The following is a 17,958-nucleotide window of genomic DNA, read 5'->3' as shown; positions in this document are numbered from 1 at the left end:
AACACCCCGGCCATTTCTGGACGGGGTGTCTTTTGTCTTCAGCTAAGCTGATTGTCAGGCTTAACCTTGGATCTGCAACATCATGCCGCAGTCTTTGGCTTTGACCGTTTCAGCGTAGACGTATTGGCTACCATCAGCATTGATATCGAAATAGCAGCTGGTGGCATCACCGTAAGATTGTACGGTTCCGCTTGCTGCTTGACCGTCATCAATGCGGCGGTCAATCTGTGCGGCACGCAGCGGTGATACGGCTTGAACACCGGCCGTGTTGTCAAAGTCGCCGGCAACGGCAGATTTCAACACCAGAACCGTTCCAACAGGAATATTGTCAGGAGCACCTGCAGGGCGCCCCGGAAGTCCTGTAAGTTGTGTCGTGTTCAAACCACCGGAATGTCCGACGACAAAGCCGCCGCCGATTTTCGCGGCCGGGTGCGTGTCACCCCATCCGATGAAGCTTCCGTCCTGAATGGCAACATCCGTCAGACCGCCAAGCAGATCGGCAACCAGCATATGTACCCAAAACAGGGTTGTTTCATCGCCGTCACCGCCCGGCAGTGCCGTACCTGTTGTGACGCCTTGCTCTCGACCTGCGGCAAGCGGGATACCGACCGTACCGTCACCGACATTCGCACCGCCGGAAAGGCAGTTTGCATTACAAGCCGGAAGACGGACATCAGCACGTGCCATATCGCCCGGAATGGCGTTGAAGGTATCGCGGAATGTGGTCATTGCCGCTTCAATTGCTTTTACCTGTGTCACAGTGGATGCGACACGGGCATTTTCCATGAGCTCTTGCCCTTTAAGAATACCGCCAATGAGAAGGCCGATAATGGCCATCACGATGGCAAGCTCCACAAGGGTAAAGCCTTTTTCGTTGGTTCGTGTTTTCATTTACTTCACTCCTTACTCAAGATTAACAGGTTGCTTAAAAATTTACTTTCATTGCTCGTCTTCATTTGTCGGTGTTCTGGAATAGGCCATTTTAAAAAAATCTTAAGCGGCACATTCGGTCTTTGAAGTCCTCTGACAAATTTTAACGTCAAGCTTTACAAGCTACCGTCCCAGTATCAAGCGATTGCAAATAGCAAAAGCCTTATTACTATTTTGGAACCTATATTCTCCATCTTTCAATAAAAAAATGAACAAAATGTTACCAAAAGCGTACCTTGTCCCTCATTTTGGCGAATTGAGTGTGAAAATTCACATAAGTTATTGTAATATAAGAATTAAGCCGTACGTGCTATGACACCTCATTTTGTAAAATTGAGGTGGACGACTTATCATTTCGTAAAATAGCGGGGGGAATGAATAGGCATTTCTTCTCATTTTGCACATTTTTGATGAAAAATCGGCCCCCGACTGCTCATTTTGCATTTTTTTGTAATTTTATTACGTGTTTTCGTCAAATAAGCCGATTCCGCAGTATGCATGACATTGTATGCAGTTTAATCAAGGCATTGCGGCCGGATAGTGGCCGGATATCAGAAGATTTATCAGAATCATTTGGGAATTTTCAGCCTTGGATCTGTATGATTAAGCCGCAATCATTATTTGACAGATTCTCCGTATAGTCGAAATGGACGCCTGTACCGTCCAGATCGCGGTAACAGCTTGTGCTGACGCCATAGCTTTGCACGATACCGGTCGCCGGATTGCCATCATCCATTTTGCGGTCAAGCTGTGCAGCGCGGTGAGGAGATAGCGGTTGTACGCCGGGATCGGCTGTCACATCCCCTTCAATCGTATGGCGCAGAACCATCACCAGCCCCAAAGGCAACAGCCCTGTAGCCGTGGCGGGACGTCCGGGAACAAGTGCCATCGGCGGTGGTGGTCCGCCGCCTCCGCCTCCGCCACCTCCGCCGGCGCCGGCGACGGTTACGGGCGATCCGCCAAGATGCCCGCAAAAAAGCCGCCCCCTATTTTTGTCGCCGGATGGGTTTTTCCCCATTCTGCAACATTTTCTCCGCGAATGACGGAATCGGTTATACCGCCAAGTAATCCCGTCAAGGCCAGATGCGCCCAAAATAATGTCGTTTCATTGGCTTCACCGCCCGGCAGAGGCAGTGTCGCTGTCATGCTGTTATTTAATAAAGCGCTGTCTGTACCGCCAAGGACACCGTTGCTTGCCGTGGCAATGTCGGGATTGCACAGGGCTGTGCAATGCGGAATGCGGGCGGCGGCATTTAGCATGTCGCCGGGAATCTGGTTGTATGTGTCACGGAATGTTGTGACAGCTGCCTCGACAGCATGTATCTGTACGACAGTCGCTGTTATCTTACCATTGATCATCATTTCGCGGCCTTTCAGTACGCCGCCGATCAAAATACCGATAATCGCCATGACGATGGAAAGTTCGACAAGGGTAAAACCGGAAATATGTTGCGTCTTTGTTTGGAACATGGCTTTTTTTTGTGCTGTTTTTATGCCTTTTCCCATTATTCCTGAAAAAGGTGAAGAAAATATTGTTTTGCGGGATAATTCATCCTCATTTTGATGAAATGAGGGGAACGGTCACCCGAGACTGTCATTCCGGAAGGCGGAAGGCGATTGACCGACCATTTGTTTGAAAACGCGGTTGAAAGAGGGCAGGGAGTTAAAACCGACCTCGAAAGCAACCGTCTGGATCGGAATTTCGGGATTTTCCAGCATGCGTTTGGCATCTTCGACGCGGTGCTCGTTCAAAAGCTGCGGAAAACTTTTACCGAAGGCGGTATTAATGATGGCGGAAAGGGCATTTTCGGAGATGTTTAGCTCCCGCGCGAGATCGGCACGGCTGAAACTCTGTTCATGGTAGAGCTTGTCCAGCTCCATCAGGTCGTGGATTTTTTCAGCCAGCGCGTATTCGGCATCGCTTAATTGTCCGGTATTGGCCGGTTTTTTCTTTTTTTCTTCCACTGCACGCAGATCAATGGCGGGCGGGTAAATGCGGAAAAACATTGTGGTCGCCAGATAGGTGAAGCCCAGCGCAATGATAATCAGGAGGGCATCGGCTGTTTGCGTACTCAAATCCGGCTGGGCGGCACGGTAGATATTAATGCCGATCGCAGCAAGATTGGTCAGGATAAGACTGATCACCAGCCAGTATCGTTCATGCCCGCCCTGCGCCTTGCCTTTAATATCTTCAAATAAATGGCTGTGCCCGAACAGGAACAGCAGGCTGATGGCGCCGATAATACCGTTGCCGAGATACAGAAATTCAAAAAAGGTGCCGCAGACGGATTGGCCGTTTTCACAGACATAGCCCGCCCTGTTGGCGGCGAAAACCACAAAACCCGCAATCATGGGCAATAATATGATCCAGGAATAACGGAATTTCGGAGGTTGACCGGAGGCTATCTGCAAAATCAAAAGATAGTTCAAGGGCGGTATAAGAGCCCAGCCGCTCCAAAGAGAGAGCCTTATCAGATTCTCGACATATTCCAGCCGGAAAGAAAACTGCATACAGAAAACCCAGGCCAGCGCCAGAAAGTAAAGCACGGGGATTACCGCCTGACGCCAGTTATAAAGACGCAGAAGCATATAGACGATAATCAGGACACATTGCGCAAGCCCGGTAATGGCCAGCCATTCAATCAAGACAAAAGAGATGTTAAAAAAAATCGACATGGGTTTTCGTCAGAGGGGAAACGGAACGGAGCGACATACTTCATGTAAAGTGTAACCGCTTATTGCGGGACAGTCACCAAAGAATTGCCGATTTCATCCTCCGGAACGCCAAGTTGTTCAATCAGATAGGAGCGTAGAAAGTTTATTTCCGCAGGCGGAAGGTCGGGGTCGGTCAGCAGCACGGCCTCCAGCAGGGCACGTGCAGCAGATTTCTGATCCAGCGCGGTCAGGATAAAGGCGGGCATATGCCGTGCCCAGAGCGGCAGAATCTTGCCGCCGGGGTCCATGGAGGCCAGCTTGTTGGCCAGTTCCAGCGCATAATCAAGATCTTCTGTTTTATGCCGCGCCAAAAAGGCGGCATGTGCCAGCCAGCGCCATTTATTGTGCTCCAGCGAGTTGCCGATACCGGCCAGATAATCAATCACGATTCGTATTTTATCTGAAGTTTGCTCCGATGCCTGAATACCGCCGAAGTAATAGGCGGCAATCAGAGGAACATGGTTGGAAACAGGATCAAGGCTGTTGAGAAGGTGAAACCACTTCCCAAGCTTATTGTAGTCAAGGTCTTTTAAGGCAATCGTTCGTCCGCCGGTGTCGCCAAGATTTTGCAGGGTCAAGGCGCCGCTGCGATAGGCAAATTGGCGGTCACCCAATGTAATTCCTGCCGCGGTATTTTCCGACGGGGCGGGGGGGATACCTGTCCAGCGCGCGCGGACATTATGCGAGGCCGACCATAACAGGAAATTCAGCGCAAGAATCAGAAAAAGCAGGCTTGCCGTGCGGCTTTGCAGAATGCTGTGTTCCATTGCGAAAAGCTTGCCCCTAAAATTGTTTTTTGAGCAAATCCAGAACAGCCGCTCCTAATAAAAGCGCCGTAAAAAACAGCCCCTGTACAAAGATAAAACCGCCGATGCGCAAATGTTCAAACAGCCAGACGGTCCAGGGAGTGCTCATATCGCTGCCTTGTCCCATAAACTCGATGCTGTCGATTCCCTCAACGCCGTAAACCAGCCAGCTGGTTTGCGCCATCAGGTCAAGGCGGGGGATAATGATGGAGATCATCTCCATAATATATCCCAAAAAGACCATCAGCGGATTATCCATCACATAGGTGATGCCCAGCAGCATACCGACAAGTCGCGCCAGAACATATACGCCCAGACAGGCCATGGCGGAACCGGCGGCACTGGAAATAACCATGGAAAAGAACAGTGCCGTGGTCGCAATAATGATGTATTCGACGGCAAGACTGCTGCCCCAAAGGAACAACCCGCCGACATTCGCGTCACCTATCAGAAAGACGGCAATACTGATGACAGTCGCGATGGCGGTTCCGATCACCATAAAGGCCGCAGCGTGGCTGATGAGGAAACCGATACGGGAAATCGGGCGCGACAGCAAAAATTCAACTTCTTTATGTTCGAAACTGCGGCGGATGTGGAAACAGCAAAAGAGAATGGTGCCCAGAGCCCCTAGAAAGCGCAATCCGCCCGCCCCGAAAACAACGGCCAGCTCCTGCTGCTCGGCAACACTGGCCGCGCCAAGAAAACTGGCGGTACCGGCACCGACGGCGATCATCAGAAAAATTGTAATAACGATCTTGTCACGCAATGCCGCCGTGAGGACGTAGCGAACCAAAGGAAGGGATAGAATGGACATGTCTTCTTTGTCTCTCTTCCGTTATTGCACAGTCTTTACATTTTGAGAGGGCGTCTGTCCTGACCGAACTCTTTATACAGCTCTTTATCATAGTCGTGGATGCTGTCGCTGCCCGGTAAAATGGTGGCACGGATAAAGATGACCAGCTCGTTTTTCTCGATCTGATCGGATTGGGAACTAAACAGCTTTCCGACAACCGGCATATTTCCGAGAACCGGGACGCCGGTACGTGTGACGGCATTTTTATCGGTCATCAAACCGCCCATTACGACAACTTCGCCGGATTGCAGTTTGATAACGGAATCGACTTCCTGCACTGATAATTCGGGAATCAAATTGTCCGGAATATTGCCCAATGCTTGAATTGTCGCGGCATCTGCACCGGCCAGCGCAATACGGATACTGGGGTCAACAACGCCGGGGCCGGATTTTGCGACAGCCGTTGGACGCAGCATCATCGTAATCTCGCCGGTTTTGAAATTAACGGACGGATTGACATTCATCATGATACCGATCGGAACGGCGCGGATTTCCGTGCTGACATCTGTTGTCACGGCACCGGTATTCGGGTCGGTTTCACGCGTAAAATCAAACTCGAAGAAGACTTCATTTTCAATGACGTTCAAAATGGCGCTTTGATTGTTTAAGACCGTCAGGCGCGGGCTGGAAAGCGCGCGAACCGTACCGAACTGGTTCATGGCATCAACGAGAACGGCAATATCGCTTCCCAGTCTGACACCGATATTAAAGGCATCGGCAGGCTGTGACGACAGACCCGGGCGCGGGAAATTGGCACCGAAATCAATCAGGCCTGTGAGGTCATGGCGGAAAAAGGCGTCCCAGTTAATACCGGTGTTGAATTCGTCATTCAGTGTGACTTCCAGAATTTTCGCCTCGATCAAGACTTGCGTTGTGGCGCTTTTCTTCAAATCCACCAGATATTTTTCAACCAGCTTGTGCTGACGTTGTGTCGTAAAGACGGTGATAATGCCGGCCTGACGGTTCACGGAATAAGAAGATGCCGGGTTCGGTAAAGCCGGGTCACTTGCAGTCGGCGGCGCACGGACATCAAGAATGGGCGGCGGCAATTGTGACATATCTGTGATGCTGACACTTTCGGCCTGCGGGGTGGCGCGGGGCTGGGCGGCAGGATCCGCCAGTGTTGCCAGCGTGATCGGGTTCTCCGAGGAGGTCAGGATTTGCGATAAATTTGCATCCAGACTGGTCCAGAAATCTGTTTCCAGATCACTCTCGATACTGGAAGATGAACCGACAGTTGCCTCATCCTCGGAAATAACGGAGGCATCAAGGTCAATACTGCTTTTGACCTTGCGGATGACATTCAGATAATTCAGCTCATAATTCTTGACGTAAGGGCGGTCAAGCTCGACGCGCAACAGGTTATGATCCAGCGTATAGCGCAGACCGGCCATCGCCGTAATACGTTCGATCACTTCATCAAAAGGACGGTTGCGTACGGTGAAAATCAACGTGCCGCGAATCTGCGGATCCATTTCCAGATCGACACCGGCCTGTTCGGAGAGTTCAAACAGCAGATCGCGGAGTGAAACCGTCTGGTTGACGGAAACGGAAACCAGCGGAAAAACGGTTTTTTCGACAGCATCTGTGGCGATATAGGATTCAAGCGGCAGATTATCCTCGGCCATTTCTTCTTTCGGCAGGGGGCGCGGTGCAAGGGCGCGGCGGTAATCCTGCTGCTCTTTGTTGGCGCTGCGGTCAAACTGCATACTGTTCTTGGCCATTTCGCAACTGGTCAGGAACATCAGGGCGCAACAGAGTGCAATAACGGATAAAATGGAAAGGCGGTCGTTTTTCATGGCGTGTATTAACCTGTTCTTTTGCAAATAAACTCGCTTTGCAAAATTCTAGCGGTTTTTAACTGGCATGAGAAGGGGAAAAACACTTTTCCCGGCGGTATATTTTGTCGCGGAACCGCACTGTCTGTAAAAGCGGCATTTAAAGAGAGAGTTTGGAGGTGTCAACCTGATCAAAGGCTCCTGATTTTTCTCCGCCTTCATTGACGACACCTGACATGCGGTATTGCTGGATACGCATCTTCATGTCGCTGGGGATGTCGCATTCCGCAATAGCCGTATTCTCGTCGATGAAATCTTCGCGGAACAGTTTGAACAGGCAGTCATCGAACAGCATCATGCCCGATGTGGTGTTATTGGCCATCACTTCGCGGATTTTACTGGTTTCGCCTTTGAGAATATGATCCTTAATCAGGGCTTCATTCAGCAAAATCTCAAGGGCGGGGGTCAGACCGCCGTATTTGTTGTTCACAAGACGCTGGCCGACAATTGCGCTCAAATTCATGGAGAGAGCGATCCGCACCTGATTATGCCTCTCTTCGGGGAAAAGGCTGATCATGCGTTCAATGGCCTGAATGGCGTTATTAGTGTGAATGGTGGACAGGCACAGATGCCCGGTTTCCGCAGCGTTCAAAGCCATCTCCATAACCTCCGCATCACGGATCTCGCCGACCAGAATAGCATCGGGTTTTTGCCGCAGTGCGTTTTTCAGCGCAACCTGATAGGATTGGGTGTCAATCCCGACTTCGCGCTGGGTGATAATGCTTTTTTTATGGTCATGCGCATATTCAATCGGATCTTCAATGGTGATGATATGGCCGCCCATATTCTGATTGCGGTAATCAACCATCGAGGCAAGCGAGGTCGACTTACCCGATGAGGTAACACCGGAAATCAGGATCAATCCGCGTTTTTTCAGCGCGAGCGTCCGAAAAATATCAGGCAGATGCAGTTCTTCGAAACTGGGGATCTGTGATGTGATACGCCGGATCACCATAGCAGGGAACTGTTTCTGGCGCAGGACATTGACACGGAAACGGCCGCTATCGCCCATATCAAGGGCAAGGTTCAGCTCCATCGTGCTTTCATATTCGCGGCGCTGGCGGCTGGTTAAAACCTTGGACAGCATATCCTGCACGGTATCGGGAGCCAGCGGGTTTGAATCAAGCGCTTTTAGCTCGTTTTCGATACGCATCGTCGGCGGCAGTCCGACCGTGATATACAGATCGCTGGCCTTGTTTTCGACCATTTCTTCGAGATAGCTGTAAATAACAATGCCGCTCAAAACGAATATCCTCCCTCATCACCTTCCGCACCTGCGGGAGGTGCTCCGGGAGCAGGGGCTTGCCCGGCAGGTGCGCCGCCGCCCGGCAGCGGTGCTTCATCCTCATCGTCAAAGTCGCTGACTTCGCCGCCGGCTTCCGCCAGAGCTTCCTTGGCCGTTTCCGGCGTGATCATACCGCCTTCAAGAAGATCTGTCACAGCATCTTCCATGGTCTGCATGCCGTAACGGGCACCGGTTTGAATCATGGAATAAATCTGCGCCAACTGGTTTTCGCGGATCAGGTTACGGACGGCGTTTGTCCCCACCATAATTTCCTGTGCGGCACAACGGCCGCCGCCGGCTTTTCGCAGTAGTGTCTGTGCCACAACGCCTTGAATGGAACTGGCCAGCATCGCGCGTACCATCGCTTTTTCCGCTGCGGGAAACACGTCGATGATACGGTCAATGGTTTTGGCACAAGAGTTGGAGTGCAGGGTTCCGAAAACAAGGTGACCCGTTTCAGCTGCGGTCAGGGCAAGGGCGATGGTCTCATGGTCACGCATCTCACCAACCAGAATAACGTCGGGATCCTCACGCAGGGCACTTTTCAGCGCCCGGGCAAAGGATTTGGTATCGGTGCCGACCTCACGGTGGTTCACCAGACATTTGATGGAGGAGTGAAAAAACTCCACCGGATCCTCAACCGTCAGAATATGTTTGGACATACGGCGGTTGATATAGTTAATCATGGCGGCCAGTGTTGTTGATTTACCGCTACCTGTCGGCCCCGTGACCAGCACGATGCCTTTTTCAAGGCGGGAAAGACTGCGGATAATCGGCGGCAGGTTCAATTCCTCCAGCGTCGGCATTTCATGCGGAATGATACGAAAAACGGCAGCAGAGCCGTGTCTGTTGGTAAAGGCGTTGACACGGAAACGGGCGCTTTCGCCAAAGGAAATGGCGAAATCGATTTCCAGATCGCGTTCGTATTCCGAGCGCTGCTCCTCCGTCATGATGGAATAGAGCATGGCCTGAATCATGTCATGTGTCAGCGGGTCGGCCTTGATTCGTCTCAGCTCCCCGTCAACGCGGACGATGGGTGAGTTGGTACCGCTTAAATGAAGGTCAGATGCGCCGTTTTTAAGCGTAAAAGCCAAAAGTTCCGTAATGTCCACCGTTATATGCCCCCCTTTTTTTGTCATTCGGCAGAAACGTCTCCTACTAGATTACGCAGTAGGAGGTTAAGAAACTATAAAAACGCAGAAAGAATTTTCTCCGGCAGGCATAAACAGACCGTAAAAGCGATAATCAATGCCGGACCGAAGGGAAATGCGTCTTCTCCCGTTGCTTTTTTCCAGAAAAGACCAAGCAGAACGCCGCCAAATCCGGACATTATTAAAAAAAGCGGCAGGGCAGGCAGACCGAGCCATAAACCTGCTGCCGCAAAAAATTTTATATCGCCGAAACCAAGCCCGTCCTTTTTCATGACCAGCAGAAAAATATAGCGAATTGCGATGGGAAGAACGCCGTAAACGGCAGCGGCCACAGTGGCGGTCACCAGTGTATCCCCCAGTGTTGCCAAAGGCGTCTCTGCCGTTATAGAGGGCAGCACAAGAGCGGCAATCCCCAAAACGGCGACGGCGATATTCAGTCTGTCCGGGATAATTTTATGTTCCAGATCAATCGCAAACATGGCCGAGAGGACAAGCGCCAGCATCATCATAATGATAAAGCCGGGCAATGATGCCTGCGCAAATGCGGTAAAGGCAAAAATAACCGTGCAAAACACGGCCGTAATCAGTTCGATGAGCGGGTAGCGCCGACTAATCTTTTTGTGGCAGTGACGGCATTTGCCGCCGGAAAAAAGATAAGAAAACAGCGGCACAAGGTCTTTTGCCCCCAGCGGTGTCCGGCAATGCGGACAGATGGAGCGTTGACTGCCTTCAATCGTTAAAATGGAATAGCCGCGCGGCATCCGCCATGACAAGGCGCTGACAAAACTGCCCAGAAACAGCCCCAGCACAAAAACACCGCCGGTGACAAGCCAGAAGGGAAATGGCGGCAAAGCCGAAGATATCGGAAGGGACGGCACGGATGATCATCCTTTTCGCGAAGAGCTATTGGTCAGGCACATATCAGCCCTTAATAGGCGGGAATGCCGAGACGTCTGCGCAGGGCGTTCAGCGGAACCTGCTGGCGGCCTGTTTTGCCCTGTTCCAGCATCGTGAGCGCTTCCTGATAATAGCTGTTTGCCTCGCCTCTGCGCCCCATTCGGTCAAGGATAACTCCTTTGCTGAACGGGTAATAGGCGTTCGGCGTATCCAAAGAAGCCGCAATATCGAAATAATGCAGCGCCTCCCGATAGCTTTTCTTATCGGCATAGGTGACGGCCAGCTGCGCGGCAACACCCGGATGGCGGGGGTACAGGCTGTGCAGTTCGGTCAGCTTTTCCAGTGCCAGCGTACTATGCTGCTTGCGCAGAATACCCAGCATGTTTGTCAGCGCATTCAGATCCGACGGGTTGTCGCTGAGGATTTTCTCATATGTCTGCAATGCGGCAGCGGTATTCCCCGCACGTTGTTCGGCGACGGCCTGTCCCATTAAATCCGGCTTGCTGGAAATATTTGCCAAAGACGTCCCTGCTTGCGGCTGCGGTGCCTCGATTGCTTGACCGGCTTTACCGTCGGCGCGTTTCATGATCAGATAGGATTTCGGCAGCGGGCGGATCATGGCCTCCTTCGCCGGCACTTCACGCAGAGTCTTTTTATGTTCTTCAATCGCATCACCTTCAAGCTGTCCCTGCGACATCGCCATGCGTGCCTGTTCGATACGCGCCTGTTCCGCAGGAGTTAATTCCGGCTTTGTCGGCGGCATCATGTCTTTGACCTGCGTGGTGCTGGACAAAATCGGCGGCGGCTCACCGGGGGCGGGCGCCGGAGTTAACGGATCATGCGCTTTCGGCGCAATAGCGGCTTTAACGGCAGGTTCCGCCAGCGGATCAACAGCCTTCTTGATTGTGGCTGTCTCGATTTGCGGCGTTTCTACGGTGCTTGTGCTTGTTTGCGTACCCATCATGCCGGGCGGTTCCAGATCGGAAATGGCGACAGGCGGGGAATCCGTAAAACCGTTTTCTCCGGCCAGCGAATCCTCTGCTTCCAATGCTGTCAGCGGATCATCCGTAGCCGTGTCCGCAACAATATCGCTTTCAGCAGATGTTTTTTCTGCGTCCGTTGTCTCCGTGCTTGCTTCTGCCGCAGCATCGTCCCCGGTTCCGGTGAAGTCCAGCGGTGCGGCATCGGCTTCCGTATCAACGGGCGGCGGCGGCAATGCGCCGTCATCAAGGCCAGTCACAGTCACGGTTTCCCGCGACGGGTCGTAATCGGATGCCGTTCCGGTATCCGCTGTTTGTGCAGTTATTGCCGTATCTTCGGCACCGTCTGCCAAAGCATCTCCTGTGAGGGCATCATCTGCAGAAGCATCACCGAAAGCCGCGAGATCGCCGGGCATATCATCGGTGCTGCCTTCATCGCTCATCGTCCATGAATCTGTCGGGGGGACGGCACTGGTTTTCTCAACGGCAACTGCCGCCAGCTCTGTCTTTTCACCAAAACCGGTATCCAGATTGTCAGTGTTGGTCAAGGGGGTCGGTTGCGGCGGTGCCGCCATGCCGATCACATCACTTCCGCTGCTGCTATCACTGCCCGTATTTGCAGCGGCAAAATCATTTTTGGGTGCGGGGCCGGGGTCCTGCGGAGCGACTTTCGCCACGCGTTTGGGCGGCGGGGTAACCTCGCCTGCGGAAGATAGAACGAAATAGCCGCCGCCGACAATGGCGGCCAGCGCTAATGCGCCACCGGCCATCAGGATTTTCTTTTTTGAACCGGATTTTTCCGGCGGCGGCATCATGCCGTCTTCTGACGGGAAACCGTCATCATCACCGAAATCATCGCCGCCAAATCCGTCATCACCACCGCCGAATGCGGCAGTATCATCGCCGGGGAATTCATCAAATGCGCCACCCGCATCATCACCGAAATCATCTTGCGGGGCTTCGGCAATAGGCGGCGGAGGCGGCATTTCCGTACCGGTCATCGCGGCAGGTTCCGCCGGAGCATCTGCAACAGGCGTCTCAATTGCCGGATTTTCAGCAAAAGAGGGTTCTTCCTGTATCGGGGAGGTCATGACCGGCTCTTCGGCCGGCGGTGCCGTTTCCTGCGTTGCGCCGTTATCGTCAAAAACAGGTGCCGCAGCGTTGTCTTCTATTGCGGGAGCTTCTGTGACCGGCACCTCCGCGGCAGTCTCTACCGGTGCGGGCGCTTCTTCCGCAGGGGCGGGCGCAACGGGTTCCGGCTCATCCATTTCAAGGGAAAGGCTGGTTTCAGGGATATCATCCGCAGGCTTTTCCGTTGGCGCTTCCGTCGGTTGCGGAATTTCAGGCTCGCTGTCATCCAGTGTCAGGCCGCCATCCGACAGAGAAGATGCCCCATCATCCGCTGCAGGCGGTGCGGTTTCGGCGCCAGCCTGTTCGGGTGCTGTGATTTCCGGATTTTCCTGTTTTGTCTCGTCGGTCATTTTTATCTTCCCAGTAAGGATTAGAGGTCGTTCTTCAAGCAGCCTTTTTCTTATCTACTGTACCGATTTTTTTCAAAAAGGCACGTTCTAAATAGTCTTCCTTGGTTTCCTTCTTCAGCTCTTTGGGAGTTCCAAGGAATTGCAAACCGCCGTCATGGACAATCGTGACGCGATCGCATATCTCATCCATATCAGCCAGGATGTGCGAACTCAGAAAAATCGTCATGCCTTTTTCACGGCAAGCGACGATTTCGTCTTTCACCAATACGCGCGCCAAAGGGTCAAGACCCGACATCGGCTCATCCAGTATCAGCAGCGGACAGTCGGTCAGGATTGTGCCAAGCAGGCCGGTTTTTTGCTTCATACCTTTTGAATAGGTGTGTACACGGCGGAACAGCGCATCGGGGTCGAGCGCCAGTCTTTCGGCAGCCTCAAGCACCGTCAGTTCATGAAACGGGGTTTTATACATGGACAGGGAAAATTTGATAAATTCCATCCCCGTCAGAAAAGCGGGCGGTTCAAATTTTTCGGGAAGATAGGCCAGCTTTTCCTTGCTTTTACGGTCAAGGATCTGGGTGTTGAAAATCTTTGTTTCCCCCGCACTGGCCGGCATCAATCCCAGCATGATTTTAATCAGGGTGGTTTTCCCGACGCCGTTCAGTCCCATCATGCCGAAGGTTTCTCCGGTATGAACATTAAAACTCACATGTTCCACGACATTGCCGTTACCGTAATCGGCGGCGACATCTTTCATGGAAATGGCGGCTGCTTTTTTTGCGGTTTTTTTTGAAGTTTTCGTTGCCATGCTTATCCTTTTCCGGGTAGCAAAAGCCCCGTCTCGATATCGTAAAACTGGTTCGGGCGCAATGTGATAAAAATAACATCGTTAAAGCCGTAATCAAACCATTTCAGATGGATTTTGGTCGGTTCAACCTCGATATTGATAATCTCGGGCAGGATGTTTTTCGGCGTGACGCGCTGGCCGTTCAGCCAGACGACCCAATCCTCAGGCGATTTGTAAAGAACGCCGGATAATTTCAGAATACGCGGTTTTTTCGGTTTGTTGGATTGCGTGTCACCTGTCGGGCTGATGCCAAGCAAGGAACGCTGAATAGCGGAAATTTCTTCATCCGTAAAAAACAGGCTTTTGCCGTAAGGTGCGGCTTTCGGATCTATGGGCGCGGGTTCCGCTCCGTTCTGCGGCGTGTCCGCCGTGCCGTTGACGGCGCCGATAACGTCTGCGGCGGAATTTTGCGCAAAAACAGCCTGCTGCGGCACCATCAAAAATGCGCAGAGGCAGGCAAAACACAAAATCCGTACAAAATATTCTTTCATATATCCCTAAGATACTGTTATGCGCGAAACACTTCTTTTTTAAGATAGAGGTTTTTGCTCCGCGCGGCAATTCTTCCAAAATGTTTCCGTGCCATTTGTTCAGCGGCGCGGTGTTGTCGGCAAATTCTCCTCAGGCAATGGTGCCATATTATACCAGTCCAGCAGGATCGTTGCCGTTATTAACCCCTCTTGCGTGCCAAGCGCAATACGTTCCAAAGATTTCTCGAAATTGTCGGGGTTGGGTCTGACCAAAGAAACCGAGGTAATGCGCGTATGTCCGGCAGCCTGCGTATTTAACTGGTGTATCATACGGAAGATATCCGTATCAAAAAAGGCGGCAATATTGGACAGCGTAATCTGGCGCTTTTGCAGCATATGCTTGGTTAATTCAATTTCACGGCTTTTAATGGTGGTCGGTTCCGTAATTTCATACTGCATATTGATAATGCGGTTTGCCGTGCGCTGTGCCGAGATGAAGTCAAAGACCTGCGCCTGGGTGTTGTCTTCCTCTCCGGACAGAATGAAGCCCTTGTCCTTCAAAGCATTAAATTTATCTATATTGTCATTGTAATAGATCATTTCGTCTTTGATATTCACGATAGAGCTGCGCAATTTTTTGATTTCGCCGTCAAGCTTGCGCAGGTTTCTTTCCGCATCGGTCCGCATTGGCGTGGCCCACAGAAACCATGTTGCAAATAAGGCGAGGTTAAAGGCCACCAGCACACCAAGTGTTGCCAGCAATCTGGGACCGATAATGCGGAGGGTGTCCATCATATGCGCGCACCTTTCAGCATAATTTCAGCGTAATTTTCTTCAGGGCGCATGTTCTGCTGCTTGTTTTTCTTTTCATTGTCCTGAAAATTGCCGCTTAAAGCGCCGTCAGTCATCTGATCGGCAGTGCTGCCGTATTGTTTTGTGACTTCGGCCTTCATACCGGGAAAGCTGCGTTCAAAAGACAGTTTGACCGCATCAACGGTTTTGATTTTTTCTTCGATCGGCATTTTATCCGGCAAACGGAAGCGGACAAAAACAGAGAAGTGGTTTTCATTATCGCTGCGCAATCCGGCAAGTCCGGTTCTGGCTTGCGGCTTTTTATCGACAATTTCTTCATCTGGCGTTCTTTTGTCGTCATAGGTCAGGCTCAGCAATGTAGCCCGGTCCTTGATGACGCCATTCACTTTTTCTAAAACGGAATAGGAATAAAGCGTACTATCCTCAATTTTGTCTTTCATCTCCAGTGTGGTGCGCACGGTTTTCGGACGGACAGGCAGCACATCAAAGATCTTGGCTTCCTGCTCGTATTCCTGTTCCAAAATACGCTTATTACCCTCGCGGTCGGCGATATCCTGCTGGAAATCCGTATATTGCTGCCAGGTTGTAAAAGCCAGATAAGAGAGTGCCAGCATCCCGAGCGCCAAAACGCCGGAGGCTGATTTTGCAACCTGACGCGGTACGGCGATTTTTTCGATCCAGCCGATTTTGAACGGCATTTTCAGCCGGCGCTGGCGGGCCAGCCAACCTGCATGCAACAAATCCGCATATTGGTCATTCGGGTTTTTCCGTTTGCTGGAAATGGAAAAACCAAAGACTTTTGCAGCTTCGTCCACGGTATAAAGATGTAAATTCGCGCCTTTGAAGTCGCGGCCTTGCAGCTCTTTTTTATTGTTCTCGTTGCAAATGATGACGATATCCAGCCCGTCCGCCGTCGAGAAGCCGAAACGCGAGATATAGCCCATCGTACCGGTAAATTCGTGATACAGCTCCTCCACCCAGTTCGGGTTTTCGGGTGAGTTATCGGCCAGCGGCGTCAGACGCGTCAGAGCCAGCGTTCCGTCTTTGGTGAAAATCTGCCTGAGACCGCCCGTTTCATGGTGACTGATCATCAGCGTCCAGCGCGAGGTCGGCGCATCTTTGTCTTTTTTCTTGCTCGATTTTTTTGTCAGCTTATCAATGAAAGCTCCGGCAAAATGCGAGGATTCAACAGGCAGGAAGGCCAGACCTGCAATATCGACGCGTGATTCCTTCAAAATACCCTCAAGGCGGCGCATATGCTCCGTCGAGGGCAGGGCGGCAATCAGATAGGAATTATGTTTGCTTTTGACTTTGGCCTTTTTGGGCGGCTTCAAATGCACGAAGGAATAGGCCAGAACATTCGGGAACAGACTGCTCAGTTTGCGTTTCACCAGTTTTTTCTGGTCCAGAATATTGGTGCGGACAATATCTTCCTTGCGGTATTGCTGTTCCAGCGCATCATAAAGAATAAAGACGGGCGTATTGATGTTTTTCTTGTTTTGCAGAACTTCCACGAGCTCTTGCTCAAGATTTGGAACAGCCCAGGGTAGCGAGCACTCGCGTTCGATCTTCGTGCCGTTCGTTAAGAACAGCGCGATTCCCTCATCACCCAGTACAAGTACGCGAAGCTTTCTCGCCATGCGTTTGGTAAGTCCTTTCCTACATTCCCATTGTGGTGGCCGTATCGTAAACAGGTCCGAAAACGGCCGCCAGAATCCATACGATAATCAAGCCAAGTACGGCTGTCAACGCAGGTTCGATTGCTTGAATCATTGCATCAACGGCATCGTTGACATCATTGTTATAAAATTCCACGACCTGATTCAAAACGGTTGTCAAACTACCGGATTCCTCGCCGATTTTCAGCATACGCACCACCATTGACGGGAATTCCCCCGATGTTTCCATCGCATCCGATAGCGGCGTTCCTTGCTGCACCTGTTCCCGCACATCTTCCAGCGCTTCCAGCAGAACCAGATTTCCGACGGTCTGCTCGGCGGATTTCAGGCATTTCAGAACTTCCAGACCGCTATTAAAGAGGACGCCGAAAGTCTGGGCAAAACGCGACAGACTGATTTTGCGGATCAGCATACCGAACATCGGCAGGCGCAAGGCAAAGGAATCAGTCGCGCGCCGGAAACCGTAAGAGGTACTGCGCATCACTTTCATGAACATGTAGAAAGCAATCATAACCCCCAGCGTGTGCAAGGAATAATTGACGAAAAAATCCGATGTGGCAATCAGCGCCTTGGTAATCGGCGGAATTTCCTGATCCAGACTTAAAAGAAACTCGGTAATCTGCGGAATAACCTTGGCCATCATCAGCCATACGACCAGTGAAATCACGACAATCACGATTTTCGGGTAACGTGTGGCTTTTGTTACCTTCGTATTCATTTCATCCGTCCATTTCAGGTGATGGACAAGCTGTTTGAAGGAGTTGGTCAGGTTACCGGTCTCTTCACCGGCGGCAATCAGCGAGATAAAAATCTGTCCGAATTCGCGCGGGTGCACGGCCATGGCGGCGGAGAGGGACTGCCCCTCCGACACATCACGGTAAATATCCATCATAATATCGCGCAACTTTGCCGATTCCGTTGTGTCACGGATATCGGCCAGCCCGTCCATCAGCGGTACGCCGGCACGCTGCAACTGCTCAAGATGGACAAAAAGCTGGATCAGATCACGGGTTTTAACGCCGCGGGTCAGTGCGGCGCTCAGTTTCCCTTTTTTCTCGCTGACTTCTTTGCAGTCAATCAGCTCATAACCGCGCTTTTCCAGCTGCTGCGCAAGATCATTCTCATTCGCAGCGGAAATCACACCCCGGACGGGGTGGCCTTTTGTGTTAAGTGCGCGGTAACTGAATTTTACAGACATTTACTTTCAACATCCTCC

At 51.6% G+C, this 17,958-nt stretch carries 16 protein-coding genes; all 16 read right to left on the bottom strand.

The features are described from left to right. Nucleotides 1–60: 60 nt before the first annotated feature. Nucleotides 61–891, bottom strand: a complete 831-nt coding sequence (locus HND56_09215; protein QKK05854.1) for a prepilin-type N-terminal cleavage/methylation domain-containing protein — start codon at nt 889–891, stop codon at nt 61–63. 622 nt (nt 892–1,513) lie between these two features. Then, nucleotides 1,514–1,819 (bottom strand): hypothetical protein, encoded by a 306-nt coding sequence (locus tag HND56_09210; protein ID QKK05853.1) that lies wholly within the window; start codon nt 1,817–1,819, stop codon nt 1,514–1,516. Nucleotides 1,820–1,875: 56 nt separating this feature from the next. Next, nucleotides 1,876–2,400: a prepilin-type N-terminal cleavage/methylation domain-containing protein gene (locus HND56_09205; protein ID QKK05852.1), complete on the bottom strand. Its 525-nt coding sequence runs from the start codon at nt 2,398–2,400 to the stop codon at nt 1,876–1,878. Nucleotides 2,401–2,511: 111 nt separating this feature from the next. Further along, nucleotides 2,512–3,606 (bottom strand): helix-turn-helix transcriptional regulator, encoded by a 1,095-nt coding sequence (locus tag HND56_09200; GenBank protein ID QKK05851.1) that lies wholly within the window; start codon nt 3,604–3,606, stop codon nt 2,512–2,514. 59 nt (nt 3,607–3,665) lie between these two features. Continuing rightward, nucleotides 3,666–4,412 carry a hypothetical protein gene (locus HND56_09195; protein QKK05850.1) on the bottom strand — a complete coding sequence of 249 codons (747 nt, stop codon included), beginning with the start codon at nt 4,410–4,412 and terminating at the stop codon, nt 3,666–3,668. A 16-nt stretch (nt 4,413–4,428) separates the two neighbouring features. After that, on the bottom strand, nt 4,429–5,265 hold the full coding sequence (locus HND56_09190; protein QKK05849.1) for a hypothetical protein: 837 nt from the start codon (nt 5,263–5,265) through the stop codon (nt 4,429–4,431). A 35-nt stretch (nt 5,266–5,300) separates the two neighbouring features. Further along, nucleotides 5,301–7,103: a type II and III secretion system family protein gene (locus HND56_09185; protein QKK05848.1), complete on the bottom strand. Its 1,803-nt coding sequence runs from the start codon at nt 7,101–7,103 to the stop codon at nt 5,301–5,303. A gap of 139 nt (nt 7,104–7,242) precedes the next feature. After that, nucleotides 7,243–8,349, bottom strand: coding sequence for a PilT/PilU family type 4a pilus ATPase (locus HND56_09180; protein QKK06613.1), 1,107 nt, complete (start codon nt 8,347–8,349; stop codon nt 7,243–7,245). A gap of 32 nt (nt 8,350–8,381) precedes the next feature. After that, nucleotides 8,382–9,539 (bottom strand): type IV pilus twitching motility protein PilT, encoded by a 1,158-nt coding sequence (locus HND56_09175; protein QKK06612.1) that lies wholly within the window; start codon nt 9,537–9,539, stop codon nt 8,382–8,384. Between the two features lie 74 nt (nt 9,540–9,613). Further along, nucleotides 9,614–10,456, bottom strand: a complete 843-nt coding sequence (locus tag HND56_09170; GenBank protein ID QKK05847.1) for a prepilin peptidase — start codon at nt 10,454–10,456, stop codon at nt 9,614–9,616. A gap of 50 nt (nt 10,457–10,506) precedes the next feature. After that, nucleotides 10,507–12,936 (bottom strand): hypothetical protein, encoded by a 2,430-nt coding sequence (locus tag HND56_09165; protein QKK05846.1) that lies wholly within the window; start codon nt 12,934–12,936, stop codon nt 10,507–10,509. 34 nt (nt 12,937–12,970) lie between these two features. Beyond that, entirely contained in the window at nt 12,971–13,690 is a 720-nt protein-coding gene (locus HND56_09160) for an ABC transporter ATP-binding protein (protein ID QKK06611.1), read from the bottom strand. 53 nt (nt 13,691–13,743) lie between these two features. Further along, the gene (locus tag HND56_09155; protein QKK05845.1) at nt 13,744–14,271 is read right to left on the bottom strand and encodes a hypothetical protein; all 528 of its coding nucleotides are present in this window, start codon (nt 14,269–14,271) and stop codon (nt 13,744–13,746) included. A 99-nt stretch (nt 14,272–14,370) separates the two neighbouring features. Beyond that, nucleotides 14,371–15,045, bottom strand: coding sequence for a hypothetical protein (locus HND56_09150; GenBank protein ID QKK05844.1), 675 nt, complete (start codon nt 15,043–15,045; stop codon nt 14,371–14,373). Further along, nucleotides 15,042–16,703: a hypothetical protein gene (locus tag HND56_09145; protein QKK05843.1), complete on the bottom strand. Its 1,662-nt coding sequence runs from the start codon at nt 16,701–16,703 to the stop codon at nt 15,042–15,044. Before HND56_09145 ends, HND56_09150 begins: the two co-directional genes overlap by 4 nt. 19 nt (nt 16,704–16,722) lie before the next feature. Further along, nucleotides 16,723–17,940: a type II secretion system F family protein gene (locus HND56_09140; GenBank protein QKK05842.1), complete on the bottom strand. Its 1,218-nt coding sequence runs from the start codon at nt 17,938–17,940 to the stop codon at nt 16,723–16,725. Between the last annotated feature and the right edge of the window lie 18 nt (nt 17,941–17,958).

The organism is Pseudomonadota bacterium, assembly GCA_013285465.1.
In the GTDB taxonomy this organism is placed as follows: Bacteria; Pseudomonadota; Alphaproteobacteria; order Micavibrionales; family CSBR16-224; genus CSBR16-224.
The sequence above is the reverse complement of the archived record's forward strand: the minus strand, read 5'-3'. Positions and strand labels throughout refer to the sequence as shown.